Annotated in this window: 28 protein-coding genes; 10 read left to right on the top strand and 18 right to left on the bottom strand. The window is 38.3% G+C overall.

The window, feature by feature from the left end; all coding sequences use genetic code 11:
* Window positions 1-34: 34 nt before the first annotated feature.
* The 6 genes from GL301_RS02890 to GL301_RS02915 form a co-directional block, all read right to left on the bottom strand.
* A complete protein-coding gene (locus GL301_RS02890; RefSeq protein ID WP_003725446.1) occupies window positions 35-385 on the bottom strand; it encodes a PTS glucitol/sorbitol transporter subunit IIA in 351 nt (116 codons plus the stop codon).
* Between the two features lie 18 nt (window positions 386-403).
* Window positions 404-1,390 (bottom strand): PTS glucitol/sorbitol transporter subunit IIB, encoded by a 987-nt coding sequence (srlE, locus tag GL301_RS02895; protein WP_003725447.1) that lies wholly within the window; start codon window positions 1,388-1,390, stop codon window positions 404-406.
* Between the two features lie 20 nt (window positions 1,391-1,410).
* Window positions 1,411-1,932 carry a PTS glucitol/sorbitol transporter subunit IIC gene (gene srlA, locus GL301_RS02900; RefSeq protein ID WP_003725448.1) on the bottom strand — a complete coding sequence of 174 codons (522 nt, stop codon included), beginning with the start codon at window positions 1,930-1,932 and terminating at the stop codon, window positions 1,411-1,413.
* 24 nt (window positions 1,933-1,956) lie between these two features.
* On the bottom strand, window positions 1,957-2,337 hold the full coding sequence (locus GL301_RS02905) for a transcriptional regulator GutM (RefSeq protein ID WP_003725449.1): 381 nt from the start codon (window positions 2,335-2,337) through the stop codon (window positions 1,957-1,959).
* 54 nt (window positions 2,338-2,391) lie between these two features.
* A complete protein-coding gene (locus GL301_RS02910) occupies window positions 2,392-3,642 on the bottom strand; it encodes an NAD(P)H-dependent oxidoreductase (protein ID WP_003725450.1) in 1,251 nt (416 codons plus the stop codon).
* Between the two features lie 257 nt (window positions 3,643-3,899).
* The gene (locus GL301_RS02915; protein ID WP_003721341.1) at window positions 3,900-4,847 is read right to left on the bottom strand and encodes a sugar-binding transcriptional regulator; all 948 of its coding nucleotides are present in this window, start codon (window positions 4,845-4,847) and stop codon (window positions 3,900-3,902) included.
* A gap of 367 nt (window positions 4,848-5,214) precedes the next feature.
* Between GL301_RS02915 and GL301_RS02920 the strand changes: the two genes are divergently transcribed.
* The 5 genes from GL301_RS02920 (at window position 5,215) to GL301_RS02940 (ending at window position 10,260) form a co-directional block, all read left to right on the top strand.
* Window positions 5,215-5,880, top strand: a complete 666-nt coding sequence (locus GL301_RS02920) for a cyclic nucleotide-binding domain-containing protein (protein WP_003727282.1) — start codon at window positions 5,215-5,217, stop codon at window positions 5,878-5,880.
* Between the two features lie 17 nt (window positions 5,881-5,897).
* Entirely contained in the window at window positions 5,898-7,931 is a 2,034-nt protein-coding gene (locus GL301_RS02925; protein ID WP_003727281.1) for a leucine-rich repeat domain-containing protein, read from the top strand.
* A 39-nt stretch (window positions 7,932-7,970) separates the two neighbouring features.
* Window positions 7,971-8,267 carry an LPXTG cell wall anchor domain-containing protein gene (locus GL301_RS02930; RefSeq protein ID WP_003727280.1) on the top strand — a complete coding sequence of 99 codons (297 nt, stop codon included), beginning with the start codon at window positions 7,971-7,973 and terminating at the stop codon, window positions 8,265-8,267.
* 43 nt (window positions 8,268-8,310) lie between these two features.
* Window positions 8,311-9,153 (top strand): WxL domain-containing protein, encoded by an 843-nt coding sequence (locus GL301_RS02935; protein ID WP_003721345.1) that lies wholly within the window; start codon window positions 8,311-8,313, stop codon window positions 9,151-9,153.
* 75 nt (window positions 9,154-9,228) lie between these two features.
* Window positions 9,229-10,260, top strand: a complete 1,032-nt coding sequence (locus tag GL301_RS02940) for a WxLIP family cell surface protein (RefSeq protein ID WP_010958763.1) — start codon at window positions 9,229-9,231, stop codon at window positions 10,258-10,260.
* A 56-nt stretch (window positions 10,261-10,316) separates the two neighbouring features.
* Here the strand turns inward: GL301_RS02940 and cbpA are convergent, their stop codons facing one another.
* The gene (gene cbpA / locus GL301_RS02945; protein ID WP_003725455.1) at window positions 10,317-10,952 is read right to left on the bottom strand and encodes a cyclic di-AMP binding protein CbpA; all 636 of its coding nucleotides are present in this window, start codon (window positions 10,950-10,952) and stop codon (window positions 10,317-10,319) included.
* A gap of 209 nt (window positions 10,953-11,161) precedes the next feature.
* Between cbpA and GL301_RS02950 the strand changes: the two genes are divergently transcribed.
* The 4 genes from GL301_RS02950 (at window position 11,162) to GL301_RS02965 (ending at window position 15,443) form a co-directional block, all read left to right on the top strand.
* Window positions 11,162-12,343 (top strand): iron-containing alcohol dehydrogenase, encoded by a 1,182-nt coding sequence (locus GL301_RS02950; RefSeq protein WP_003727278.1) that lies wholly within the window; start codon window positions 11,162-11,164, stop codon window positions 12,341-12,343.
* An 89-nt stretch (window positions 12,344-12,432) separates the two neighbouring features.
* Window positions 12,433-13,911: a peptide MFS transporter gene (locus tag GL301_RS02955; RefSeq protein WP_003727277.1), complete on the top strand. Its 1,479-nt coding sequence runs from the start codon at window positions 12,433-12,435 to the stop codon at window positions 13,909-13,911.
* A 128-nt stretch (window positions 13,912-14,039) separates the two neighbouring features.
* Window positions 14,040-14,747, top strand: coding sequence for a histidine phosphatase family protein (locus GL301_RS02960; protein ID WP_003727276.1), 708 nt, complete (start codon window positions 14,040-14,042; stop codon window positions 14,745-14,747).
* Window positions 14,748-15,443, top strand: a complete 696-nt coding sequence (locus GL301_RS02965) for a histidine phosphatase family protein (RefSeq protein ID WP_003727275.1) — start codon at window positions 14,748-14,750, stop codon at window positions 15,441-15,443.
* A 41-nt stretch (window positions 15,444-15,484) separates the two neighbouring features.
* Here GL301_RS02965 and GL301_RS02970 read toward each other — a convergent pair whose 3' ends face one another.
* Window positions 15,485-16,525: a lactonase family protein gene (locus tag GL301_RS02970; RefSeq protein ID WP_009917974.1), complete on the bottom strand. Its 1,041-nt coding sequence runs from the start codon at window positions 16,523-16,525 to the stop codon at window positions 15,485-15,487.
* Between the two features lie 399 nt (window positions 16,526-16,924).
* On the opposite strand from GL301_RS02970, the gene GL301_RS02975 reads away from it, so the two are divergent.
* Window positions 16,925-17,830: a magnesium transporter CorA family protein gene (locus tag GL301_RS02975; RefSeq protein ID WP_003727274.1), complete on the top strand. Its 906-nt coding sequence runs from the start codon at window positions 16,925-16,927 to the stop codon at window positions 17,828-17,830.
* A gap of 42 nt (window positions 17,831-17,872) precedes the next feature.
* On the opposite strand, the gene gdhA is transcribed toward GL301_RS02975, so the two are convergent.
* The 10 genes from gdhA to GL301_RS03025 all read right to left on the bottom strand — a co-directional run bounded on the left by gdhA (window position 17,873) and on the right by GL301_RS03025 (window position 26,125).
* Window positions 17,873-19,249: an NADP-specific glutamate dehydrogenase gene (gene gdhA, locus GL301_RS02980; RefSeq protein WP_003725462.1), complete on the bottom strand. Its 1,377-nt coding sequence runs from the start codon at window positions 19,247-19,249 to the stop codon at window positions 17,873-17,875.
* A gap of 492 nt (window positions 19,250-19,741) precedes the next feature.
* Complete coding sequence (gene hisE, locus GL301_RS02985) at window positions 19,742-20,053, bottom strand: phosphoribosyl-ATP diphosphatase (RefSeq protein WP_003725463.1); 312 nt, start codon at window positions 20,051-20,053, stop codon at window positions 19,742-19,744.
* Window positions 20,054-20,371 carry a phosphoribosyl-AMP cyclohydrolase gene (gene hisI / locus GL301_RS02990; protein WP_003725464.1) on the bottom strand — a complete coding sequence of 106 codons (318 nt, stop codon included), beginning with the start codon at window positions 20,369-20,371 and terminating at the stop codon, window positions 20,054-20,056.
* Window positions 20,368-21,123 (bottom strand): imidazole glycerol phosphate synthase subunit HisF, encoded by a 756-nt coding sequence (gene hisF, locus GL301_RS02995; protein WP_003725465.1) that lies wholly within the window; start codon window positions 21,121-21,123, stop codon window positions 20,368-20,370. Before hisF ends, hisI begins: the two co-directional genes overlap by 4 nt.
* Window positions 21,113-21,835, bottom strand: coding sequence for a 1-(5-phosphoribosyl)-5-[(5-phosphoribosylamino)methylideneamino]imidazole-4-carboxamide isomerase (gene hisA / locus GL301_RS03000; protein WP_003731317.1), 723 nt, complete (start codon window positions 21,833-21,835; stop codon window positions 21,113-21,115). Before hisA ends, hisF begins: the two co-directional genes overlap by 11 nt.
* Entirely contained in the window at window positions 21,814-22,440 is a 627-nt protein-coding gene (gene hisH / locus GL301_RS03005; protein WP_003725467.1) for an imidazole glycerol phosphate synthase subunit HisH, read from the bottom strand. The genes hisA and hisH overlap by 22 nt, the downstream gene beginning before the upstream one ends.
* Window positions 22,441-23,025, bottom strand: coding sequence for an imidazoleglycerol-phosphate dehydratase HisB (gene hisB, locus GL301_RS03010; protein ID WP_003725468.1), 585 nt, complete (start codon window positions 23,023-23,025; stop codon window positions 22,441-22,443). It abuts the gene before it with no gap.
* Window positions 23,026-24,309: a histidinol dehydrogenase gene (hisD, locus tag GL301_RS03015; protein ID WP_003725469.1), complete on the bottom strand. Its 1,284-nt coding sequence runs from the start codon at window positions 24,307-24,309 to the stop codon at window positions 23,026-23,028.
* Complete coding sequence (gene hisG, locus GL301_RS03020) at window positions 24,306-24,947, bottom strand: ATP phosphoribosyltransferase (RefSeq protein ID WP_003725470.1); 642 nt, start codon at window positions 24,945-24,947, stop codon at window positions 24,306-24,308. Before hisG ends, hisD begins: the two co-directional genes overlap by 4 nt.
* Window positions 24,947-26,125, bottom strand: coding sequence for an ATP phosphoribosyltransferase regulatory subunit (locus GL301_RS03025; RefSeq protein ID WP_010958765.1), 1,179 nt, complete (start codon window positions 26,123-26,125; stop codon window positions 24,947-24,949). The genes hisG and GL301_RS03025 overlap by 1 nt, the downstream gene beginning before the upstream one ends.
* Between the last annotated feature and the right edge of the window lie 101 nt (window positions 26,126-26,226).

Here is a 26,226-nt window from a genome sequence, read left to right on the forward strand (position 1 = left end):
ACAAGGTGAAATGTAGCACAAAAAATTTTTATGTTTAAAATTGAATACTATCGCCAACCGTAATTGTTGGAAAAATTTCTGGAGAAACAACAATAGCTCCCGGTAAAACTTCATTTTGTCCTGAGCGGAAATAGACGGAAATATGGCCAAGTTCTTCGAGATTTTTGTTTGCGTCTGAGCCAACTTCTTCTATTGTATACGCTTGTTCACCAATGAGTAACGTGTTCCCTTTTGTAAGGGCGTTATTCGGTACATCTTGGAATTCGTGTATAACAGATATTTCGCGTAATTCATTGGTAGCAGTTGGTCCAAATAAGATAACGATTTTTTCTTCTTCAAAAGCGGGGACAAGTGGCCCGATTTCCATAATTTTACTTATAGTCATAGCAAATTCCTCCTAAAATTAATACATACCGATACTGAATACCCATGCGATAACAACAGCAAGGACACCAGTAATCATCCGGCTATAAAGAATAGCTGGAACGCCGAACTGAACCGTTTTTGGCTTAGCTTCTGCAAGAGAGAGTCCTACGGGGATAAAGTCGCAACCAGCTTGAGCATTAATTGCAAATAGTGCTGGTAAGGCGTAAGTAACTGGAATAGCACCAATCGCAATTTGAGAACCAATCAGAACGCCGATTACTTGAGCGATAACTGCTCCAGGACCGAGAATAGGTGAAAGAAATGGCAAACTACAAATAAAAGCAATTAATAACATTCCCCAGAGTGATCCAGCTAAAGGAGAGAGCGTATTCGCAATTAATTTCCCAATCCCAGTGTAATTAATAATACCGATAATCATACTAATAAAAGCCATAAACGGAATAATATTTTTAATAAGCATATCCACAGAATCACGCCCTGCTTGATAGAACACACCCATTGCTTTACCAATGCCACGAGAAAATTTCACAAGGAAACCTTCTTTTAATTGGCTTGCTTCTTCTTGATCTTCTTTAATCTTGGCATAATCTTCTTTGAATTTCTCTCTGTCAAATGGTTTCCCAGGTTCAGTGCTTCTGTCTCGAACTTCAATATCTTCAGGTTTGACGCCAGAAACAAAAATATCTTCTGTAATATGTTTTGCGAGCGGACCTGATGGAGAAGAAGGGAGCACATCGACTGTTGGAATACGTTTCATCGGATAAACACCAATTCTCGCAGTGCCACCACAATCAATAACAACACACATCATTTCTTCTTCTGGAATTGAATTTTTAAAACCATCCACGGCTTCAGCTCCAGATAATTCGGCAATTTTCAGTGCTACAGGATGAATACCACCACCAGTAATAGAAACAACTTTTGTTCTCGGTTCGCTCGGAGTAATATCTAGTCCGACTCCCCAACCGCCTTGACCTTTATTCACATGAATTGATTGATACATTTCATTTGCCTCCTTCTATTTCAGACTTTTTCTTTTCGCATTAAGAATTTCGTAATTGATTCTGTAATCACACCACGCATTAATATAACCACGATTCCAGCTAGGAAGTAACGAACTGCAAGGCTTGACATACTATATCCAGCTTCGACCACACCATTAGCAATGCCTAGATAAACGAATAATTCACCAGCATTCGCATATGGAAATAATCCTGTAACTGGGTGCAAAAACGATACAACGGAGTCATAAAAAGCTGGTTTCTGATGCTCTTTAACAAAACGACCAAATGTATAAGCCATTGGATTTGTTAGCATCAGTACGGATAAAACGGGCATTAAGGTATAGCGCAAAATCATGTTCTTGGCTGAAAATTGGATTGCTCGGTTGACTCGCTCCTCCCCGATAAAGGCGATAATCGAGTAAGTAAAGGTTAAAAGGACAATTAAAAGAGGGACAATTCCTGTCATAAAACTCACAAACTGTTTGCCGCCAGCCTCAAATAGGCCGATAAAGTTTGTTCCAAACCATTCAATATAATTCACTAGGAAACACTCCTTTTTAGTTATTTAAAGCGCTTTCATGCAACTGTTGACTGTTTTAATAATTGCTTTTTCTTGGATTGTATTCTTATTTTTACTACTAAGATCCGTCAATATTTCGGATAAATCTTTATGATGATAGTTGGTGAAAGTCTTGAACTTTGCAAAAACAGTCTTTCCGGTTAAAATTTGGCATTCATGTACAACTCGGTTTTCATTCACTACCAGAATGGCTACAGCACTTGTGCGAAATTTGAGTCGTTCCATTTCGGAATAAAGATAATAACCAGTTTTCCCAGCATATTTATCCGCAACTTTGTTCATATGATGCTGATAATACCTCACTTGGAAAAAAGCAAGACCTGTCTGAGCGATGAAAATGAGGGAAGCAATAAGGACAATATTCATTTACTTTTCCTCCTTAGAGGGTGGGAAGACAAATCACTTCCCACCAAGTTGAAATTATTTATTAAATGTTTCATCTTGCAGTTTTCTAAGTTTCCAAACAGTAGTGGATTCATCTAATGAAACGTCTTCGTCAGTAATAAATGTGCCAGCTTTGATATTTCTGCGGGCTACTACCTCACCGCTAATCAAGCCGATAGGAATATGACCATTCGTTGCCATATCGACGTGAGTTTCCAGTACACCGCGTACACAGAAACCGCCAATGCCATCTAATTTTTCACCGGCAGCTATGTCTTTTTTAGCAACCGCAACCGTTTCAGAAACTGGTGCGCCCATTGGAACAATAGCGTGATCGTGGTTCAACACAGCTTTTGCAATGGTTAGAGGTGTTTCAAGGCTAGCTAGATGATAAGGACGATAAAGAATGTGATGATCCCGGTCGCCTTTTTTCATGAGGTAGCTAAGTTCGTGACTAACGCCTTCGTTTTGCCCTTTGACGATAACGAATACGCCAGGAGCCAAACCGTCTACATATTCTACAACGCCAAATTTGTTTAAAATACCACCTTGGTCTTTTAAGTCTAGATCTTTGATGACCGAATCAACGTCACCTGAAATACCATGCATTCCAACAACGTCTGGGACATAACCGATAGCATTAGAAAGTAAATTCATTTCTGCCATTGTTTTTGTTCCATCTTGGAAAGCAGCTAGCATGTGAGACGCCATATTTTTCCCATCGGCTTCCGCTTGACAGCTATCAGGGTTAGCGCTGATTTTAAGTTTATTATTTTTCCCTTTACCAGCGACAAGGACTTCCATACCCATAGATTTGGAAAATTCGTAAAGTTCAGTTATCGCAGCCGGTTCGTCGCCATCAGAGCCAGTATATACGAGACCAGCGCTGTCATATAGTTTTTTCATTAGTGGTCCGATAGTAATATCAATTTCTACATTAAGTAAAACGAGTTGTTTTTTAGCAAGTAAAGTTTCTAGGGAAATTTTTGCGCCGACTTCTGGAACACCAGTAGCATCAACAATCACTTCTACAAGATCAGAATGAATAATTTCTTTAAAGTCATTAGATAATAGAATTTTTTCTTTTTTGGTTGCTGTGGCATTGTAAGCATCTGCGGCTTTTTGTGCTGCTTCTACATGAATATCGCTAATACCAACGATACTCATACCTGGAATAGCGGCGATTTGCGAAATCATACCGAATCCCATTTGACCAGCGCCGATAACACCAACGCGAATCGGATTATTTTCGTTCTCACGAGCAAGTAACTGTCTATATAAAGTCATTTCAAGTTCCTCCTAGTAATCGTTTTCATTTATTAAAATAAAACTCCGGATAAAGCTATTTTATCCTAACAAATGAATTTTGTAACATTTGTCACCTATAGTGACAAATGTCATATTTCACAAATTAAATATAACACTTTAACATTTTTTCGTCAATGAAATATTAGCTTTTTTTATTTTTTGAGAAATAAAAAAAGCTCATTCCTTTGCGGGAGAGAGCTTTTGGATATTTTAAATTTTATAGTTAGGATTATTTTTTAGTCGTTTTTTTGAAGAATGTATTCGGCCATTCTATCAGTAATCACAATCACATCTATCAATCCGGCATTAAGAGCTGCCACTAATGCTTCTTTTTTTTGTAATCCGTTTGCAAGTGCGACGACGGTGGGGATGTTCTTCAACTCCTCTAGACTAAGACCGATTACATGGGTGTTAATCTCAGTTTTTGCTTCTTTTCCGTCTGCTGTGAAAAAGCGTGAATTAATATCACCGACAACATCTTTATAGCGTAGTTCTTCAATATCTTCAGAATTAATATAGCCGATTTCTTCCATTGTGCTGTGATTATAAGGGCTCGATACACCGACAATAGCCATATCAACCGTTTTTCCTTCTTCTAATACTTCGCTAATATATTTGTTTTTGGATAAATCGGTTTTCATTTCCGTATCTTCAACGAGCGCAGGCGCATACAAATATTTGGAGTGGCATTTCATTTTTTTCTTTAAATCATAACAAATTTGATTGGAATGCAGATCAATATCACTCGAGCCCATTCCACCTATAAGCGGAATAATTGTTAAGTCTTTATGCGGGATGAATGGGAATTCATTAGCAAATTTGCGAATTGTTTTCCCCCATGAAATCCCGAGAGTTTTTACTTTAGCAATCCTTTTACTCAGTGTATAGGCAGCTTCTTTGGCAAGGAAATTCAGTGCTTCTTCCTCAGACATATCGTGCGTTGCAACGACAATCGCTTCCTCTAAACCAAACTTTTCTTCTAATTTTTGTTCTAAATCTACCGTATAGTAAGTTTCATCTTTAATAAAGATTTCCACAATGCCTAAGTCTTTTGCGCGTTGCAAAGTTTTAGAGATAATGGATCTTGAAATCCCGATTTTTTTGGCGATTTGCGCTTGGGTCCAGCCGTAGTGATAGTACCACGTAGCGATTTTCACCATATCTCTTTTTTCTTCCCATTTCATTCTACTTACCTCCATTTACATCATAATGGAACAAAAGTTATACGATGTCACAAATGTTTTTATGCTAATAGTATCATAGAATTTGCTTTATGAAAAGTTGGGGTAGATAGGAACATCGTTTTTGCCGAAAAAGGAGTAATTTTGAAATAGACAGTGTGCATACTATTTATTTGTGACAAAAAAACAAACAACTTTTTTTCTTATTTACGAGGAATTCACCAAATTTTTTTAGAATTATTCTAGAAGAAATATCATTATTCCATCTCTATGGAGAAAATCTGCCAAGCCGCACATGGTAACATAAGTTGAGTTCTCGCCCAACTTATATATCGCTTACTAAATTATTTTAGAAAAGGAGTGGGCTATAGTGGAAAAGTTATTTACATATAAAGAGTTTGTTGACATGATGCAAAAATATGGGATTAGACACACGAAACGCAAGCTAAGACGTGGCGAAAATTTAATGGAGAACGCTTCTAAATTTAGTAATGTTGTTTTACTAATAGATGGTTATATAAGCAGTTATACATATGAATCTCCAGAAAAACTCTTATCTATATTTGAACCAGGTATTTTTCTACGTTATTCCATTTTAGAAGATCAGCCAGAGTTTGTGACAAATATTGCTCTCTCAGATAACTGTGAAGTATACGAATATAAAAAAGAAGATATTGAATATGCATTAACATTATTTCCCGAAAATTTTGGTTTTCAGTATTTCTTTCTAAAGAGAATCGGGCGGCATTTATATTATCGAGCATTACTTAACGGCAAAGAGCATAAAGATAAACTATATTATGCCATGAAATATTTGGGAGAACTCATTGGTAAAACGGATGAAAACGGAAATGTTTCGTTGCCACCAGAAGTGACATTGAAAGTCTTAATTGAATACAGTACTTTATCCAAAGCAGCTTTTTATAGACAACGAATTCACTTATTGGAGCAAGAAATTTTAAAACCGCATGAAAATACTTTTATTGTTCAAAAAAAAGTAGCAAGTCATTATGAAGACCAGCTAACTAGCATTTAAAAGGAGACATAAAAATAATGAAATTTAATTGGAAAGTAGTTCTGCTGTTTGTTTTAATTTTAGCACTTATTGTTCCGGTTTATTCGAAGGCTGTAGAAACAGGAAAAGAGTTACCTAAGAGTCCGGAACTACAAGATGATAAGTCATCTACGTTAAAAAATGTAAATACACCTAAAAATCTGAAAGCTAGCCCGCTAACAATTCCAGCGAATAGCACGATAGCAGATTTGTTTCCCGATGAAGGGATGGCAAAAACTGTCGCAAACCAGCTAGGACGAACAGAAAATAACAATTTTCAAACACCTACTAAAACGGATTGGAAAGTGGATGATGTTGTTACTGAGGTAGAGTTAAATAGAATGTGGTACTTAACTTCAGTTGCTACTATAGGAAGTATCGAAGGCATTCAATATCTACCCAATCTTTACAATGTACAGTTACAGTTTGATGACCAATGTAAGGATTTGTCTCCTTTTTTAAAGGCACCAAATGGATATCCACAGTTATATCGGTTAAATATTAATAATGGTAATATTTCAGATATTTCACCTCTTACTGAACTGAGCGCACCAACACTTAAATATATAGACTTAGCGGGTAATAATATTTCTGATTTATCTCTTTTTAAAAAGCTTCCTAATAAATTACCTAGTTTAGAAGAAATATCTGTAGAAAGAAATAATATATCAGATGTTTCACCGCTTGCTGATTTTGCCAGTACTAAAATAAAGGTGTTTGATTTGGATGATAATCATATTACTGATTTATCTAGTCTTACAAATAACAAAATGCCTAATTTACAGCGATTATATGTTAGGAGCCAAAGTTTCTATGTGGAAACGCCGGTAGTTACTTCTAGTAAGTATGAATTTTCTTTACAACCATCTGTTTTTGGAATAACCAAGCCGGTTAAAATAACTGCTACTAATCCCAAAGCAACTATTGATCCTATTACTTCTAAAATTACATATTCAGCAGAAGTAATGGCCAAAAGACCGAAGTATAGCTCTAATCGGGTTTCTGGGGTTTCAGGAGTTACCTATTCGTGGGACGAGGACATTCCGTTTAATGGTAGCAATAATCTAGTTGAATACAATGGTACGTTTTACAAGCCATTAACTTATGTTGAACCGCCCCAAGTTGTGTCTTACAATTCAGGCCTTACTTATGAGCTAGGTACACCACTTACGGAACAACAATTTCTAAACGATCTCAATGTGATAACAGATCAACCAACAACGATTACTACAAATTTTGATAAGGTGCTAAAAGATGTGAATTCTGTAGGCTTTTACCCTGTCACTATCAAAGCTTCTAACATAGAAGGAAATACGGAGTTCACTACTTCGGTACTGATTAAGTATAAGCCACCAGTTATAACCGCAGATGCAGAATACACCTATTTAGTAGGAGATAAAGTGAATGCTACTCAATTTCGAGCAGATGTAAATGCAACTTTGACAGGTGAAGGAACACTAAGAGATGACTTTATATATAAAGTAAGACTTAATACGGCGGGAGATTATGTTGTAACTCTTTCTTCACCTAAAAGTGGCTACTATAAGCAAGATGCAATACCTGTTACAGTCATTGTTCACGTAAAAGAACTTTTGGAATTGCAAATCCCAGATGAATTTCGAATGGATATAGATGCAAATGCAGATTCCGTACCAATTTCAGATAAGAAACAAACACTTACATGCTATGGTTCGTCTGGAAAGGCTGAGTTAGAGGTGATCGATAGACGAACTGTGCGGCAAGGCTGGACGATAACGGGTGCGATGACGCCATTTACCAATAGCGGCGGCGATATACTACAAACTTCGCTAAAATATCAAAGCAAATCGCCTTCCAGTAGTCCGATTTATTTAAATACGACGAATCAACCTATCGAAAAGAAACAATCAGCTGTGACAGACCCAAAATATGATTCTACCATCGTCAATCTGGAAGACAGTTTATCCATGGAAATTGAGCCAAATGATGCGCTAGTGAACGATTCCTATGAGTCGAAAATCACCTGGACACTAGAAGATGCGCCTCGACCATAATAAGCAATCAGCTACATCAAACAAAAGGAGCTATCTAAATTGAAAAAAATGGGATTCATTTTAATCTGTTGTTTATTTGTGTGCGCCTCGCCGTTTTATGTAAAAGCGAATACGGATAAGGCGACAAGTAAAGCGGGAGTGATTTTCACGCATGACCCCCGAAAACCAAGAACTGGAACAGATGACAGAAGCGGCACTTTTCCGACCAAAGTTCCTCCAAAAAGACTGCCGAAAACAGGAGATACAACTGATTTTTATCTTGTTTTACTAGGGTTTGGATTCATTTTAATCGCGAAAAAAGGCTATTTTAAGGAGGTGAGGGAAGAAATCCGGTGAAACTGCACGACAAAAAAAGGATATCAGAAAGAGGAGAATAATAATGACAAGTAGAACAGTAAAAGTAACAACAGCGAGTTTATTAGCATTAGGTTTGATTGTGGCACCAGTACTTTCTGGAGATTTTGCTTCAGCTGCCACTTCCGTAACGAAAGATTCCAAAGGGATTGTAAAATTTGATAAAAGCACCACGCCAGATCCGGATCCAGTAAATCCAGATCCAGTTGATCCAGACCCAGTTATTCCGGATCCAACTGATCCACCCGTAGGTACAGACGGACTTTGGATTTTAGCCGTATCTGACTGGGATTTTGGTACGCATAACGTTTCTAGCTTATCTTCAGGTGCGTTAAATGTACATGCAGCGGATGATACGATTTCTACTTATGTAGACGCAAATGGTAATGGACAACAAGATTTGCCAGGGGAAGTTTCAGTAACTAAGAAAGTAACTCCTTATGCACAAATTAGTGATGTTCGTGGTACTAATACAGGTTGGACACTTTCCGTGACGGGTAGTGCTTTCAAAGATTCTTCTACACCAGCAAAAACGATTCCAGGTGCAGAGCTAACTATTCCCAAATCGACTGTTAGTTCAGCGACTTCTACCGCTCAAGCGCCAACTGGATATGATAGCGTAACAATTTCAATGACTGGCGGCGCAGCAGTTCCAGTAATGGCAGCTAAAGATATGCAAACAGCTACACCGACCAACTTTAACGATGACCAGGGGATGGGCACATGGACAGATAGCTTTGGTTCCCAAGCAGTGTCCGCAACAGATACTTCCAAACCAAAATTATCCATTCCGAAAAACGTCGTTGTCGCTGATGGAACTTATCAAAGTACATTAACTTGGACTTTAAGCGATACACCAGCAGTTTAACATTTTTAAGAGAAAACTTCATTTTTGGATGTTGTTTTCTCTTTTTACATTGAGCAATTAGGAGGAAAGAGACACTTGAAAAAAATATGCGCTATCATCTTTGCTTGTGTACTAGCTATTCTTTGTTTTCCAGGACAGCAGGCGTACGCAACAGAAAATAGTAGTTTTTCCGTAAAAGCAATTCTCTCTGACAATCAGGCATCTAGTGTGACCTATTTCGATTTACAAATGAAACCAAAGCAAAAACAAAGTTTAAATGTAGAAATTACGAACCAGAGTAAAGAAGAAATCACCGTTAATTGCGTTGCCAATACAGCCGTTACCAATGAGATGGGCTACGTGGATTATTCCATACCAAATACGAAACCAGATAAAACGTTAAAATACCCCTTTGCAGATATGGTGAAGGAAAGTGTCTCTGAGGTTACACTTAAGCCAAACGAAACCAAAATTTGGACAGCGGCTATTCAAATGCCCGCTGAAAACTACGACGGTATTATTTTAGGAGGATTACATTTTCAAGAAAAGAAAGAGGAGGATAAAGAAAAAGACTCCAGCGAAAACGATGTCCAAATTAAAAATGAATACGCCTACGTCATTGGTGTCAAATTAACCGAAAAAACGACCGTCGTAAAGCCAGAATTAGAATTAAATCAAATTAAACCAGCGACCAGAAATTACCGAAATGTAGTAGAAATGAATTTGCAAAATACAAAAGCGACCTTAGTTGGTGGACTGGCCGTGGATGCAAAAATATATAAGAAAGGCAGCGAAAAAGTTTTACATGAATCAAAACGCACAGATTTATCCATGGCGCCAAATTCCAATTTTAATTATAGTGTAGATTGGGAAAATCAAGAGTTAAAACCAGGTAAATATAAAGTGCATTTAGTTGCTAAGAACAAAGAAGATAAATGGGAGTGGACAAAAGAATTCACTATCTCTTCTGATCAAGCAAAAAAAGCCAATAAAGTAGCTCTTGGACTGGAGAAAGACTACACGTGGATGTATATCGTAGGTGGAGTATTGCTTTTCATTCTTCTTATTATCGCAACTTACTTTGTCGGCAAACGAGCAGCAAAGAAAAAACAGGAAAATGAAAAATAGCCTAACGAAAAAACAGCTTGAAAATGAGAATTTACCTCGTTTTCAAGCTGTTTTTATTATTTTTCGATTTTTTCTGTTTCTACGACACGAAGTCCTTTGCGTTCTAAGTGGGAAACAATTTCGTTTTTCTTATCTTCTGTTACGCCAACTGGTAAGGAAACAAGTACGCGGCGAATGAAATCTTCCGTTTGATTGTCTAAAGTGATCAAGCTTGAGATGCTCGAATAGCGATCGATAATTTTAGTGATTTTAGTTAAGGCCCCTTGAACTTCGCCAGTCGCAATCGTAAGAACATAGCTAGTTGTTTTCACATTCCAGCCATCTTGGAGTAAACCAAGTAATTTTCCGTGCGTTAAAATTCCATAAAAGTTACCTTGCTCATTTAAAACCGCAATATATGGAAGCTCTTTGATTGTAAAAAAGACTTCAAAGAAAGATGCATTGACGCAAATATGCTTCGTCGCATTTTTAATTAAGCTCATTACTGGGTCGCTAAGACTACCACCGTTAGCTGCGTGTTTGTAAATATGCATTTTATAAATATTACCTAAGAATTTTTCACCTTTTTCATCTAATACAGGAACACAGCGATAACCAGATTCTTCAAGTAAATGGATAGCCTCTTGTAAAGTTGCATCTCCAGGGACGGTTGTTAAATTTATTTTAGGGATACAAAGGTTTTTTATCAACATGTTCTTCACTCCATTCTTCTTCCCTTTCATTTTAACGTAAAGTAGGACTTTTGTATAGAAAATCACTATTATCAGGTGGGATAATTCGGAAAAAATACGATAATTTACTTATATAAATGGAAACTTTTGGCATAAGGTTTAAATTTTCTAAAAAAAGTGTATTATTAACTATGCTATGTAAATTTATAAACAGAAAGAAGGACGTTAACATGCAAAAAGAAATGTTGAACTTTGATTATTATAACCCTACGCATATTATTTTTGGTAAAAACCGTTTTAATGAATTAAATGAAGTGATTCCTCAAGATAAAAAAGTATTGATTTTGTATGGTGGTGGAAGTGTAGAACGTTTTGGAACTTTAGATAAAGTAAAAACCGCTCTTAAATCACGCGAAGTAGGCGAATTTGGTGGCATTGAAGCGAATCCTACATACGAAACGTTAATTAAAGCTATCCAACTAGTTAAAGAAGAAAACTATGACTTTTTACTTGCAGTCGGTGGCGGGTCAGTGATTGACGGAACAAAATTCGTTGCAGCGGGAGCATTGTTCGACGGTGAACCGATGGATATTTTTGGTAGCGGAATTGGCGAAAAACGTCCGATTACAAAAGCGCTTCCTTTTGGAACAGTACTAACACTTCCTGCAACTGGTTCTGAAATGAATAGCGGTGGTGTAATCACTTTTGTGGAGAAGAAAGCGAAACTTGGCTTTGGTAGTGCTTATACTTATCCTGTTTTTTCTTTACTTGATCCAGAACTTACATACACACTTCCAAAACGTCAACTTGCAAATGGTATTATGGACGCGTATGTGCATGTAATGGAACAATATATGACTTATCCAGTAGGTGCTTTGCTGCAAGATCGTTATGCCGAAAGTCTACTACAAACTTTAATCGAAATTGGTCCAGATGTTATCAAAGAAGATAATCATGATTATAATACACGTGCTACTTTTATGTGGTCAGCTACAAATGCACTCAATGGAACATTATCCAGAGGCGTTCCGCAAGATTGGGCAAGCCACAGTTTAGGTCACGAAATCACCGCACTTTATGGGATTGACCATGCACGTACGTTAGCAATAGTTCTCCCGTCTCTTTTAAATGTTCGTCGCAGTGAAAAGCATGAGAAATTAGTGCAATATGCGGAACGAGTGTGGGGGATTAAGAGTGGTAGTGATGAAGAAAAAATAGACGCTGCTATTCTCAAAACACGCGAGTTCTTTGAAAGCTTAGGAGCAGGAACTAGATTTAGTGATTATGGGCTTGGCGAGGAAGTAGTGGACTTACTCGTTGATCAATTAGAGCGTCACGGTTTAACGAATATTTCAGAACGCGGCGACCAAACGCTAGAAGTATCTCGTCAAATTTATACAAATGCTTTATAATGGATAACGAAACTTTTGCGCAAATCATTAGAGAAGAAATTTGCTTACTTAAATAAAAATCAATAGAAAATGAAAGAGGGCGAAATTTCTTGAGTACCAAGAAGGAAAAGACGTTTTTCGGCCATCCGCGCGGCCTAGCTACATTATTTAACACCGAATTTTGGGAGCGATTCTCCTATTACGGAATGCGTGCATTATTACTTTATTATATGTATACTGCAGTAGCAGATGGTGGACTTGGGTTTAGCCAGTCTACCGCAACAGCAATTATGTCTATTTATGGTTCACTAGTATTTATGTCAGGAGTCATTGGTGGATGGTTCGCTGACCGTGTCTTGGGGGCACGACAGACCATTTTTTACGGTGGAGTCCTTATTATGGTGGGGCATATTGTACTAGCTTTACCAAATGGAGGAGCAGCGGCATTATTTGGTTCGATGGCATTTATAATTCTCGGAACTGGGCTACTTAAACCGAATGTTTCTAATGTCGTTGGCGATTTATACCCAGCTGGCGATAATCGTCGTGATGCTGGTTTTAGTATCTTCTACATGGGGATTAACTTAGGTGCATTTATTGCCCCGCCTATTGTTTCGGCAGTTTCTGATAATGCTGGAAGTTTCCATGCTGGTTTTGGTGTGGCAGCTGTTGGTATGGCAATTGCACTTGTTGTTTATGTTCTTACAGGAAAACGTTACTTAAAAGACGCTGGCAAAAAAGCGCCAAATCCGCTTCAAAGATCAGAAGCAAAAAGTCTTACATTCAAAATAATTGGCATTGTTTTAGGCATAGGATTATTAATTGCTGTTTTAACACTAATTACAGGTAGCTTAACAATTGATACGATTATCCTTGCTGTAACGGTGATGGGCGTGGGGGTTCCACTCGCTTACTTTATTATGATGATGACTAGCAAGAAAACCGAGGCGGACGAAAAATCACGATTAACTGCATACATACCGTTATTTTTAATTGCTGTACTATTTTGGATGATTGAAGAACAAGGCTCGTCCACATTGGCGCTTTTCGCGGCAGAAAGAACGGATTTATCTATTTGGGGTATGAACTTAAATCCGGCCAATTTCCAGTCGCTTAACCCAGTGTTTGTTATTACACTTTCGCCAATTTTCGCATGGATTTGGACGAAACTTGGTGATAGACAACCATCTACACCACGTAAATTTGCCCTTGGACTATTCTTCGCTGGTTTATCTTTCGTTGTTATGATGCTTCCGGGTATCTTGCACGGAAACACAACAACGCTTGTAAGTCCACTTTGGTTAGTACTAAGTTTCTTCATCTGTATTTTCGGTGAAATGTTTATCTCACCAGTCGGATTATCTGCGACTACCAAACTAGCGCCAAAAGCTTTTGCTTCACAAACGATGAGCTTATGGTTCTTGTCAGATGCAATGGGGCAATCATTTAACGCACAATTAACACAATTATTTAATGCTGACACTGAAATTGCTTATTTCGGTATTACTGGTTTTGTAGCAATTGCTTTTGCGGTAGCATTATTCATTTTCGCGCCATTCTTGAAAAAATATATGAAGGGCGTTCATTAAAGGAATTAAGCGCACTTTCTCCTTATTTGGAGGAAGTGTTTTTTTATGCTAGGAATAAATTAGTTTGCCATTAACTCCTAAGATTGCTACTATTAAAGGGAGAAGTGATAATTTAAAGGAGTGTATACATGGAATCATCAAGCAGGGTAGTTATTTATTTAACGCGACATGGAAAGACGATTTTAAACACACTTGATCGGGTACAAGGCTGGGCTGACTCGCCGTTAACCGAAGAAGGAGCACTTGTTGCGCATGATTTAGGTCGTGGTTTAAAAGGGACTAATTTTGTAGCCGCTTACGCAAGTGACCGAGGACGTGCCATCGAAACTGCACGAATTGTCATGAAAGAAAGCGATAACCATCATTTAAAACTAGAAAAATTAGCTGAAATGCGTGAATTTGGCTTTGGCAAATTTGAAGGAGAATATAATCAAGCTGTTTTAAAAATGGTAGCAAAGGCGCATGGTTTTGAATCTATTGAAAGCTATTATGATAAAACTTCTGAAAATAATTCCAATATTGTCATTGATACGGTGCACAAAATGGATGAGACTGGAATGACGGAAAACTCGGCTATTTTTGAAGAAAGACTAACTGCGGGACTCGATACTATTCTTGCCGATGCTAATAAGCGTGGTGGTGGAGATGTGTTAGTAGTAGCGCACGGTATGGTTATTCATCGCATTATTGAAATGATTGATCCTAGTAAAAATTTACGAATTATCGAAAATGCCAGTGTGACAAAAGTTATTTTTGAAGATGGAGCATATTCGATTGAAGAACCTGGAAACATGTTTTATGTAGAAGCTGGAAAAAAGGCGCAAGGGGGAGTTTAAGTGGCAACAGGAAAACTGAATGTGTACTTAGTTAGGCATGGCAAAACGATGTTCAATACATCTCGTCGTGTGCAAGGCTGGTCAGATACACCATTAACAAATGAAGGAATCGAAGTGGCAGAATTTTTAGGTCGTGGCCTTCGTGAAACTCCCTTTGATGCTATTTATACGAGTGATCGTGGTCGAACAATTGAAACGGCAGGCATCATTTTACGTGAAAGCAAGCAGACGCATTTGGAAATCAATGAACTACGTGATTTCCGTGAGTTTGGTTTTGGTAAATTTGAAGGTGAGTATGAAGATATTATGTTTGGAAAAGTGATGGAGCATCTTGGTTTCCAGTCGATGGAAGAAGCTTTTGAAAAATTTGGCGATGATGGTTATCAAATTATCTCGGAAACTGTAGAAAAAATTGATGAAACTGGTATGTCCGAGAATTGGGATGAGATGGTTGCTAGATTAAAAAATGCTTTAGATACAGTTAGTGCAGAAAATCAGGTGGAAAATGCCAACGTTTTAGTTGTTTCTCACGGAATGGCTATTAATACGATTATTTCTTTCTTTGATAAGTCATTAATTAATCCAGACTTAGCTAATGCAAGTGTTACAAGACTTGCATTTGAAAATGGCAAATGGACAATTGAGACAGTGAATGATTTAAGTTACATTGAAGCAGGTAAATTAGTTTTAGTATAAAAAATCCAGAATGGCACTGAGGCCATTCTGGATTTTTTAAGTTATTTTACGAATTTAATACAAACTGGTTCAGGAACTTTTACATCTTTTTGAAGTAATGTAAGTGCACCAGTTTCTTTGTTAACACCAAAAACAGTAACGTTATTGCTGTTTTCGTTTGTTGCAACTAAGATTTCGCCAGTGTAGCTCAGGTCGAAGTCACGTGGACCTACGCCTTCTACTGGTGTTGTTGCTGCAAGTGTTAGTGTGCCGTTTTCGGCAACTGCATAACTAACGATGGCATCTTGGCCACGATTTGACACATATAGGAAACGACCATCAGGAGAAATATGGATAGCGCTACCTTTATTTTCTTTGTCAAAACCTTCTGGAAGAGAAGCGATTGTTTGAATCACGTTTAATGCGCCAGTAGCTTCATCATATTCAGCAAAAATAACTTCGGAAGTTAATTCTGTCATGATGTACACATATTTAGCATTTGGATGGAAGACTAGGTTACGAGGACCGCTTCCAGGTTTTACGTCTAGCTCAGTTACTTTTTCAAGTTTGCCAGCAGTAGCGGAATAAGTCGTTACTTTGTCTGTTCCAAGGTCACATGTGATAACGTATTTTTGGTCTGGTGTGAATCCTGCAAAGTGCGCGTGTGGTTTTTCTTGGCGTTCGTGAACACTTTTACCAGTATGTTGAATGGTAGAAACAGAAGGCTTTAATGCACCATTTTCTGTTGGATAGCTTACGATTGTGCCTAAGTGATAGTTTGCAGATACAACGATAGAACCGTCATGAGAGGCATCTACGTAACATGGTGGGTTACCTGTTTGAACATCTTGATTAATGAAAGTAAGCGAACCGTCTTCTTCCACAGAAAAAGCTGCAACCCCACCTTTATCGCCATCTTTTGCTACAGAATAAACGAATTTTTCGTCATCTGAAATTTTAAGATATGTTGGATTGTCCATTTTTCCAGCTAATTTATTTTCTTTGATTTCGCCGGTAGTTTTGTCGATTACTAAGCGATAGATACCTTGGCTCTCGGCTTTGGTATATGTACCGATATAAGCAGTTGCTTGATTTTTTGACATGCCAATTCCTCCTATATATAAGATATTTCCTAGTTAATTATAGCATAGTAAAGAAAAGATAGAAAAATATCACGATTATTGCATTAATGTTACAAATTGTTGTTAAAATACCCTTTTTGCTTTTTATGAAATATTTTTGTAACAAAAGTATTGACTTAGACATAAAAGTAATGTAAGATATACTTATCCCATAGAGATTGTCATTTGAAATAAGCTAATTGAAAATAAATTACTTCCCCCATAGAAATATTCTTAATTGCTTATTTCAAATAAACACTCCTTTAAGATAGTTGTAGCACAGAATTTCCCAGATTCTGTGCTATAATTATGTAGAAATAGAGATGCTCTGAAAAATGAGACTCTCTTTTTTTATGACCTCATGGAAAGTAGGATGAAAAAATGTCCATTCAAACAATTTTTGGAAACGGCAAATATAATTGGATTAATATTGATACAGATAGTACAGATAATCTAGCGGATTTTTACGAAAAATATCATATTGATGATGAAGTAATCGCCTATTCGATTGATAGAAATGAACGTGCGCATTTTGAATATGATCAAAAGTCCAATACTTTTGTCATTGTGTTTAATGTGCCTGATCAAAGGAAAATGGATAACCATTATGAGACAATACCAATGGTTTTTATAATAAAAGATAAGCAATTGATAACAATTACAAATAATGACAATCAATATATTACACGAAAAATGAAGCGTTATTTAAAAGAATCAGATGACGTAACTATTTTTCAATTTTTATTTAGTAGTTTGTATTTTATTATGGATGCTTTTTTTCCATATGTGGAAGAAATGGATACGGATAGAAGAACGATTAATGACAAATTGAAAATTAAAACGACGAAGAAAAATTTATTGTCATTATCTGATTTGGAAACTGGGATTGTTTATTTTGTTTCGGCATCTAAGCAAAATGCGGCGCTTCTGGAGCAAATGAAAGCCCATCTGATTTATCGTGAGCTTAATGAAGTGGAAAAGGAACAATTTGAAGATGCTTTAATTGAAGCGAGGCAACTGGTGGAAATGACGGGGCTGAGCTCTCAAATCTTACAGCAATTGTCAGGTACATATAATAATATTTTGAACAATAATTTGAATGATACGATGAAAATTTTAACGGCGCTATCCATTTTATTGACGGTTCCTACTATTATTACGGGCTTCTTTGGAATGAACATGCCACTTCCTTTAGAACATAATACGTTTGGTTGGATTGTGACGATTTTTATTAGTGTGATTCTATGGTTCGGACTTTCCTTTATTTTACGAAAATTAATGAGATAACAAAAAAGCCCTTCTTTCGGATAGAAAGAAGGGCTTTTTGAATTAAATAATACCTTGAGAAATCATTGTGTCTGCTACTTTGAGGAATCCGGCGATATTTGCGCCGATAACTAGGTTACCAGGTGCGCCATACTCGCTTGCAGCATTGCTTGAATTTTTATAAATATCTTTCATGATGTTTTGTAAATGTTCGTCGACTGTTTGGAAAGTCCAGCTCATACGTGTGCTGTTTTGTGCCATTTCAAGTGCTGATACGGCAACACCACCAGCATTGGCAGCTTTTGCAGGACCGAATAGAACTTTATTTTCGTGGTAAATATCCACTGCATCAAGAGTAGAAGGCATGTTTGCGCCTTCTGCAACAGCGATAACACCATTTTTTACAAGGGCACGAGCTTGGTCAGCGTTGATTTCATTTTGAGTTGCACATGGTAGTGCGATATCACATGGAACGGACCATACGTCGCCGCCTGCGTAATATTCTGCAGATGGATGAATGGTTGTGTATTCGCTAATACGTTTACGTTCTACTTCTTTTAATTGTTTTACTGTTTCAACTTTGATACCTTCTTTGTCATAAACAAAACCAGCAGAATCGCTACATGCAACTACTTTAGCGCCCAATTCGTGTGCTTTTTCGATTGCATAAATCGCAACGTTACCTGAACCAGAAACGACGATTTTTTTGCCGCGAATGGTTTCACCGGCTGCTTCTAACATTTCAACGGTGAAATAAACAAGACCGTAACCGGTTGCTTCTGTACGAGCTAAACTTCCGCCGTAAGAAAGGCCTTTACCTGTAATTGTACCGGCATCATACGCACCGCGAAGACGTTTGTATTGACCGAATAAGTAGCCAATTTCACGACCACCAACACCAATATCACCAGCAGGAACATCTGTATCTGGACCGATATGTTTTTGTAGTTCAGTCATAAAACTTTGGCAGAAACGCATTACTTCTGAGTCTGATTTTCCTTTTGGATCAAAGTCAGAGCCACCTTTACCGCCACCGATTGGTAAGCCAGTTAGGGAGTTCTTGAAGATTTGTTCAAAACCGAGGAATTTGACGATGCTTCCAGTAACGGAAGGGTGGAAACGAAGACCGCCTTTATATGGACCAATTGCGCTATTGAATTGGACACGGTAACCGCGATTTACATGTACTGTGCCAGAATCATCCACCCATGGAACTCGGAAACTGATAAGGCGTTCGGGTTCTGTTAACTGTTCTAAAATACCATTTGCTTCGTATTTAGGTTCTTTTGCAAGGGCTGGGATAACAGAGTTTAAGAATTCTTCAACTGCTTGGTGGAATTCCGTTTCGCCAGGATTCCGTAGTTTAATTGTTTCAAACACGCGAGCTGCGTATTCTTCGGCTGCCTTTGTGTCATTTTGAATAGTGGATGTTTGTGCCATACTATAATCGCTCCTTGTTTAAATATTTTGACTATAAGGAAAAGTAGAAAACTTAATGTAACTACACGTGATGTTATAAAGCAAGAAGAACATCGGCTTGTGTACATTAAGTAGGTCAACTTTTCTTACCTATGTTGTTAGTTTACACATTGTTGAGAATATTTTCAAGCATAAAAACCAATTTTTCTGAAATTTTTTAAAATGTAGTTAATGAGAACGTTTGCTTAGGTTTTAATGCGTAGAAATTGAAGATGTAATAAAAAAATAACCGCACCAGGGGGATGCGGTTAAGGGAGTATTAGGGAGAAATAATATTAAAGCGAGCCAAGGGATAAGACTAATTCGGATACTAGAATTATTGCTCTAACATTATTTGCTTTCTCTTGGGAAAATGAAAGCTCTCCACGTAAACAAGTATATAAAAAATGTATTTAAAAATCATGCGCTTTTTCTTACAATAATGATCTCTAAGCTTACGAAAATGTCATGTTTTTATAAATCGTTAATTTCTTTACGGTCGCGAGTGGTGCTTAGCTTTCCTTCACGATTTTGAAGCTCTGCTTGGATTTTTGATAATGGAATATTTTGCTCGGCTAAGAGAACGAGCAAGTGATAAGTTAAATCGGATACTTCAGCGATTAATTCTTGCTCGTTATTTTTGGCAGCAATAACGACTTCGGTTGCTTCTTCACCAACCTTTTTGAGAATTTTATCAAGGCCTTTATCGAACAAATAGTTGGTATAGGAGCCTTCTCTTGGTTGAGTTTTACGCAGTTTAATTTCTTCATATAGGTCATTTAACATTTAAAAATCCTCCTTTATAAGATTGAAAAAGCAGCTTTTTTTGCCGGTGTGGCAGGCTGGACCGATTTGGGTTACGCGGATAAGTAATGTGTCGTTATCACAATCGGTCCAGATTTGTTTTACTTTTTGAGTATGTCCGCTTGTCGCGCCTTTATTCCAAAGTTCGTTTCTGGAGCGCGAAAAAAACCAAGTATAGCCAGTTTCAAGGGTTTTTTGATAACTTTCTTCGTTCATATAAGCGAGCATTAAAACGTCGCCATTTTGATCGTCTAGGATAATAGTTGGGACAAGACCTTTAGAAAAATCTACAGAAGTCATGGACGAATATTCACTCCTTTTTCGAGTAAGGTTGTTTTGACATTTTTGATGCTTAGTTCACCGTAGTGGAAAATGCTTGCAGCGAGAGCGGCGGTTGCCTTTGTTTTTTCAAAAACCTCGGCCATATGTGCGGCATTCCCGCAACCGCCTGAAGCAATGACTGGGACGGAAACTGCTGCTGAAATTGCTTTTGTGAGCGGAATATCGTAACCGTTTTTGGTTCCATCGCCGTCCATACTTGTTAGTAGGATTTCACCAGCACCAAGTTGTACAGCTTTTTTAGCCCATTCAATAGCATCAAGTCCGGTATCATTTCGACCGCCTCTCGTGAAGACGCTCCAATTTGTACCATTCCATTTTGCATCAATTGCGACAACGATACATTGGTTTCCGAATTTTGCTGCTCCTTCTTGGATGAGTTCTGGTCGTTTGATGGCGGCGGAATTAAGCGAAATCTTGTCGGCTCCGGCTTGAAGAAGTTCTTTCATGTCAGAAACACTACTGATACCCCCACCAACTGTGAGTGGAATAAAAACTTGCTCAGCAGTTCGTTCCACAACATCTATCATGGTTTGACGGAGTTCGACAGTTGCCGTGATATCAAGAAAGACGAGCTCATCGGCACCAGCTTCATTATAAGCTTTAGCAATTTCGACAGGGTCCCCGACATCTGTTAAGGAAACAAAATTAACACCTTTGACGACTCGACCTGCTGTGACATCAAGACATGGGATGATTCTTTTAGTAAGCAATTTGTTCCACCTCTACAATATCTGACATGGAAATATCATGATTATAAAGGGCTTTTCCGGCAATTGCTCCATATAAGCCGAGTTGGGCGAGTGCTTCCAAATCTGCACGACTGCTCACTCCGCCAGAAGCAATTAAACTAACTTTAACGTGCTCTTTGAGATTTGCCATTTGTTCTAAATTAGGTCCAGTTAGCGTGCCATCACGGCTAATATCAGTGTAAATGATTGTCTCAACACCCACTTTTTCCATTCGTTTAGCCAAATCTAAATAGCTTACCTGACTGACATCGAGCCAACCTCTTGTTGCGACAAAACCGTTTTTGGCATCGATACCTGCTACAATTTTAGCTCCGTATTTTTGGACTGCCGCACGTAGGAAATCTGGATTTGTTAGAGCGGCAGAACCGATAATCACGCGGTCGATGCCGGATTCAAGATAATAATCCACTTGCGCCATGCTACGAATTCCTCCACCAACTTGAACAGGGATTTTAGCTGCTTTTTTCATCCTTTGAATAATTTCTAGATTGATAGGACGTCCTTCTAATGCACCGTCTAGGTCGACGATGTGCAAATAGGTTGCGCCGTCTGTAGCAAATGCTTTTGCTTGGGCAATTGGGTCTTCATTGACAACTGTTTTTTTAGAGAAGTCGCCTTGGAAGAGACGGACGCACTGTCCATTTTTTAAGTCTATTGCTGGGAAGATTTGCATGAACGAATGACCTCCTTAAAACCTTTTAAAATTTCAAGACCGATTTGGCCGCTTTTTTCAGGATGGAACTGTGCTCCGTAAATATTGCCGTTATTTATCATGCCAGGGATATCAATAGAATAACCACTTGTTGCGATAATGTAAGCTTCTGGACAGTTGGCATAGTAGGAATGAACGTAATAGACATATTCTCCAGCGATGTTTTGTGTAAGCGGGGTGGTGCGTTTGATTTGTAATTGATTCCAGCCCATGTGCGGAACGGCAAATTCGGATTCGTCTGGTAGCATTTCGACATGACCGGGAATGAGGCCGAGCCCTTTAGTATAGCTATGTTCGTTACTTGATTCGAGTAATAGTTGCATACCAAGACAAACGCCAAGAATTGGTTTGCCAGCGGTAGCAATTTCTTTTAATGTTTTATCTAATCCGCGTCGAGTGAGTTCTTGCATGGCTTCTGGATAAGCACCAACTCCGGGCAAAATAACACCATCAGCTTGAGCGATTTCTGTTTTATCACTAGAAATTTTGTTTTGTAACCCGATAAAATCAAGGGCTTTACTGATGCTTTTCGTATTTCCTGTATCGTAGTCAATAATAACAATCATTTACAGGACCCCTTTAGTTGAATTTACACCTTTGATTTCTGGGTTAATCGTGATTGCTTCACGAAGAGCACGACCGAATGCTTTAAAAAGTGCTTCGATTTTATGATGCGTGTTTTTGCCATAAAGAACGCGGAGATGAAGGTTCATTTCCGTGTTAAAGGCAACTGCTTGGAAAAATTCTTCCACTAGTTCTGTGTCAAAATCACCGAGTTTAGGGTTTGTTAATTCGGCGTCAAAAACTAAATAAGAACGACCACTTAAATCTAGTGCGCAAAAGCCAAGTGATTCGTCCATCGGTACATAAGCGGAGCCGTAACGATTAATGCTTGCTTTATCAGCAAGTGCTTCTTTTAAACAAAGCCCGAGTGTGATGCCGATGTCTTCTACGGTGTGATGCGCATCGATATATGTATCACCATCTGCTTTTACATTTAAAGTTATTCGGCTGTGTTTGGCGAAAAGGGTGAGCATGTGATCCAAAAATCCGACTCCAGTAGAAATAATTGATTCTGCTTGGGAATCTAGGTTAATGGAAAGCTCAATAGAAGTTTCAGCAGTAATGCGTGTTTTAGTCGCTGTTCTCATTTAGTTTTCCTCCTCAAAACGAATTTGAATGGCTTTGGCATGGGCGTCTAGACCTTCTTTTTTAGCAAGTAAAACGATAGCATCTTTTTCCTTTGCGAGTGCTTCTTTTGTATAAGAAATAAAGGCGGAACGTTTGGTAAAATCTTCAACACCAAGAGGAGAGAAGAATTTTGCGGTACCACTTGTAGGTAAGACGTGATTTGGGCCAGCAAAATAGTCGCCAAGAGGTTCCGATGCATAACTCCCTAAGAAAATGGAGCCAGCGTTTTTAATTTGATAGAGATAGTTCATCGGATTTTCAAGTTGTACTTCTAAGTGTTCTGGGGCGATTTCGTTCATGATATCGAACATTTCTTGTGTGGTTGCTGCGATAATGATTTTTCCTCGTGTTTCGATAGATTTCTGAGCAATCGCTTTTCGCGGTAGATTTTCTAGCTGTTTGTCAATTTCATTTTGTGTTTCCTCGGCGATTTTTTTACTAGTTGTGATTAAGATAGCACGGGCTAAAATATCGTGCTCTGCTTGGGAGAGTAAGTCGGCTGCGATAAAAGCAGGATTGGCGTTTTCATCTGCGAGCACGACGATTTCGGATGGACCGGCTATCATGTCAATATCAACTAAGCCGAATACTTCACGTTTGGCAGTGGCGACATAGATATTTCCAGGACCGACGATTTTATCTACTTTAGGGATAGATTCTGTTCCGTGAGCTAGAGCGGCGATTCCGTGTGCACCGCCAACTTGGTAAATTTCGTCCACACCAGCTAGTTGAGCTGAGGCTAGAACGTAAGGATTAATACCGTTTTCACCGGGAGGGGTAATCATTACGATTCGCTTTACTCCGGCAATTTTGGCTGGCAACACATTCATTAAAACCGATGAAGGATAGGCTGCTGTGCCACCGGGAACGTAAACGCCGACGGTTTCTAGTGGACGAATTAATTGCCCTCGAATGACGCCGTCTTTTTCACTATCAAGGAAAGCATGTTGTTTTTGCTTGCTGTGGAAACTTTCGATATTTACTTTTGCTTGTTGGAGCGCGTCTAAGAAGGCAGGTTCGATTTTTGCGCTTGCAGCTTGGATGTCAGCGGCTGGAACGCGGAGTTCGGTGAGCCCTACGCCGTCAAACTTGGATGTGAAGTCAAATAGGGCTTGGTCGCCAGCTGTTTTGACTTTTTCGATAATCGTTTTTACTTCGGTTTCCACCTGGATGGAAGTGTTCGTATCAGTTTCTATTTTGAGCTCGTTTAATAGCTCATTTACTGTTCCGGTTAAAATTTTCATTCAGCGCGCTCCTCCTTTATCACTTGTTCTAATTGGTCGATTAATTGGAAAATTTGCGTTTTGTTCTGTTTTAAGGAAGCTTTATTGACAATCAGACGGGCGGAGATTGGATACATTTTTTCATAAATAAGTAAGCCGTTTTCTTTTAAAGTGGAGCCAGTTTCGACGATATCGATGATGGCATCAGCAAGACCAAGCACTGGAGCAATCTCGACGGATCCTTCGATTTTGATAATTTCTACATCTTCGCCTTTTTCACGGAAAAATTTGGAAGCAACAGTTGGATACTTGGTTGCGATGATTTTTCGTCGATAACTGCTCGGGTCAAAGTCAGGTGTAGAAGCAAGGCAAAACTGGCATTTGCCGATTTCAAGGTCGAGCATTTCATAATGGGATTTAGATGCTTCCATTAAAACGTCTTTACCAACGATGCCAATATCCGCAACCCCGTGCTTTACGTAAGTCATGACATCGACCGCTTTTACTAAAATAAAAGAGATTGGTTGAGTGCTACTATGAAAAATTAGTTTACGCTTTTTATCTGTCATAGAAGAACAGTCAATCCCAGCTTTTTCCAAAAGTGCCACTGCGTCTTTCTCCAGTCGACCTTTCGTTAGAGCAATTTTTAGAGCTTTCATCAGTCCACCTCCCTTTGTAAAATAGTTTGGATGCCTTGGCTCGAGACGTGAACGACTTCGGGAATATGCCATTTTTTTGCAAAAGAGATGGCGTTTGATGCTGTTTCAAAAAAACTTAATTCACTATTTGGTGTTTCTTGCATGAATTTTTCTGCTTGTGGGAGTGCTTCAAGGTCGTAGTGGATCAAAAGAGTTGTTGGCGTTTGTTTTTTGATGATGCCAGCGCGGTTTTGTAGAGTTGTGAGGGAGTCGAGATTAAGAGCCAAACCAACTGCTGGGGAGGAAGAGCTGGTGAATTGTTCTAGTAGGTGATCGTAACGGCCGCCGCTTAAAAAATTATCAGCAGCAAGGTCAGCGTATCCTCTAAAAATTATACCTGTATAATAATGAAAATCTTGTACGAGTCCTAAATCGACACTAATATCTGCTGTGTAAGAAACAGCTTCCACAATGGTTTCCATTTCGCGCAGTGCCGTTAAAATTCCTTTGTCAGTCGTTAAACTTTTTGCTTGGTTTAAAATAGCTGTCGCTGGGCCAAATAATCTTGGTATGGCTAGAATAAAATCGTCAAGTGTACTTGGATTATTGGCAACAAATCGTTTAATACCAGTTAAGCTTTTATTTTGAATTAGTTGGCGAAAATCAATTTCAGCTGTTTCGGAGAGATTTAAAAGTTGGATAACACGACGATAAATTGCTGCATGTCCGAGTTCAATTTGAAAATTCGGAATTTCTAGAGCATTTAAAACCCCGATTCCACTTAAAATACATTCAATCTCTGCTTTAATCGAAGGATAGCCAATGATTTCAATTCCAGCTTGCGTTTGTTCGTTTTGTTCGCCACCAAAATCTTCATTGGCACGAAAAATTTTTCCGCTATAAGAAAGTTTTAGAGGGAGCATCACACCAGTTGTACTCACAACTCGACCAATTGGAAGGGTCATGTCCGGACGTAGAACTGTCAAACGTCCTTTTTCGTCAAAGAAACGGTATAACTTCGCATCGGCTTGATGTTCAGAAGAAAAGACATCTTCAAACTCGATAACAGGTGTTTCAATACGTTTAAATCCACGTTTTTCAAAATAATGATTCACTTGTTGCTCAATTTTGTATGCAGCTTGTGCTTCACGAAAGAGTTTATCACGTGTTCCGGTTGGTAAGTTCTTATTTAAGTTCATCTGGTTAGCTCCTTTACGATATTTTAGTTTATTAGCATATTAGCACGTTAAAGTGTTTTTGTAAATAATGAATAGAAAAATAGTTGCTTATGGTATAATTA

The sequence above is a fragment of the Listeria sp. LM90SB2 genome (assembly GCF_028867355.1).
Lineage (GTDB): Bacteria > Bacillota > Bacilli > Lactobacillales > Listeriaceae > Listeria > Listeria monocytogenes_B.

What these genes read in the sequence shown, in the direction of transcription:
- GL301_RS03025 (WP_010958765.1), bottom strand. Translation starts at nt 26,125, where the DNA reads ATGAACTTAAATAAGAACTTACCAACCGGAACACGTGATAAACTCTTT.
- GL301_RS02910 (WP_003725450.1), bottom strand. Translation starts at nt 3,642, where the DNA reads ATGACTTTATATAGACAGTTACTTGCTCGTGAGAACGAAAATAATCCG.
- hisG (WP_003725470.1), bottom strand. Translation starts at nt 24,947, where the DNA reads ATGAAAGCTCTAAAAATTGCTCTAACGAAAGGTCGACTGGAGAAAGAC.
- GL301_RS02975 (WP_003727274.1), top strand. Translation starts at nt 16,925, where the DNA reads ATGTCCATTCAAACAATTTTTGGAAACGGCAAATATAATTGGATTAAT.
- hisB (WP_003725468.1), bottom strand. Translation starts at nt 23,025, where the DNA reads ATGAGAACAGCGACTAAAACACGCATTACTGCTGAAACTTCTATTGAG.
- hisE (WP_003725463.1), bottom strand. Translation starts at nt 20,053, where the DNA reads ATGTTAAATGACCTATATGAAGAAATTAAACTGCGTAAAACTCAACCA.
- GL301_RS02915 (WP_003721341.1), bottom strand. Translation starts at nt 4,847, where the DNA reads ATGAAATGGGAAGAAAAAAGAGATATGGTGAAAATCGCTACGTGGTAC.
- GL301_RS02890 (WP_003725446.1), bottom strand. Translation starts at nt 385, where the DNA reads ATGACTATAAGTAAAATTATGGAAATCGGGCCACTTGTCCCCGCTTTT.
- hisI (WP_003725464.1), bottom strand. Translation starts at nt 20,371, where the DNA reads ATGACTTCTGTAGATTTTTCTAAAGGTCTTGTCCCAACTATTATCCTA.
- GL301_RS02950 (WP_003727278.1), top strand. Translation starts at nt 11,162, where the DNA reads ATGCAAAAAGAAATGTTGAACTTTGATTATTATAACCCTACGCATATT.
- hisA (WP_003731317.1), bottom strand. Translation starts at nt 21,835, where the DNA reads ATGCAAATCTTCCCAGCAATAGACTTAAAAAATGGACAGTGCGTCCGT.
- GL301_RS02905 (WP_003725449.1), bottom strand. Translation starts at nt 2,337, where the DNA reads ATGAATATTGTCCTTATTGCTTCCCTCATTTTCATCGCTCAGACAGGT.
- gdhA (WP_003725462.1), bottom strand. Translation starts at nt 19,249, where the DNA reads ATGGCACAAACATCCACTATTCAAAATGACACAAAGGCAGCCGAAGAA.
- GL301_RS02925 (WP_003727281.1), top strand. Translation starts at nt 5,898, where the DNA reads ATGAAATTTAATTGGAAAGTAGTTCTGCTGTTTGTTTTAATTTTAGCA.
- hisH (WP_003725467.1), bottom strand. Translation starts at nt 22,440, where the DNA reads ATGATTGTTATTATTGACTACGATACAGGAAATACGAAAAGCATCAGT.
- GL301_RS02960 (WP_003727276.1), top strand. Translation starts at nt 14,040, where the DNA reads ATGGAATCATCAAGCAGGGTAGTTATTTATTTAACGCGACATGGAAAG.
- GL301_RS02935 (WP_003721345.1), top strand. Translation starts at nt 8,311, where the DNA reads ATGACAAGTAGAACAGTAAAAGTAACAACAGCGAGTTTATTAGCATTA.
- GL301_RS02970 (WP_009917974.1), bottom strand. Translation starts at nt 16,525, where the DNA reads ATGTCAAAAAATCAAGCAACTGCTTATATCGGTACATATACCAAAGCC.
- srlE (WP_003725447.1), bottom strand. Translation starts at nt 1,390, where the DNA reads ATGTATCAATCAATTCATGTGAATAAAGGTCAAGGCGGTTGGGGAGTC.
- cbpA (WP_003725455.1), bottom strand. Translation starts at nt 10,952, where the DNA reads ATGTTGATAAAAAACCTTTGTATCCCTAAAATAAATTTAACAACCGTC.
- hisD (WP_003725469.1), bottom strand. Translation starts at nt 24,309, where the DNA reads ATGAAAATTTTAACCGGAACAGTAAATGAGCTATTAAACGAGCTCAAA.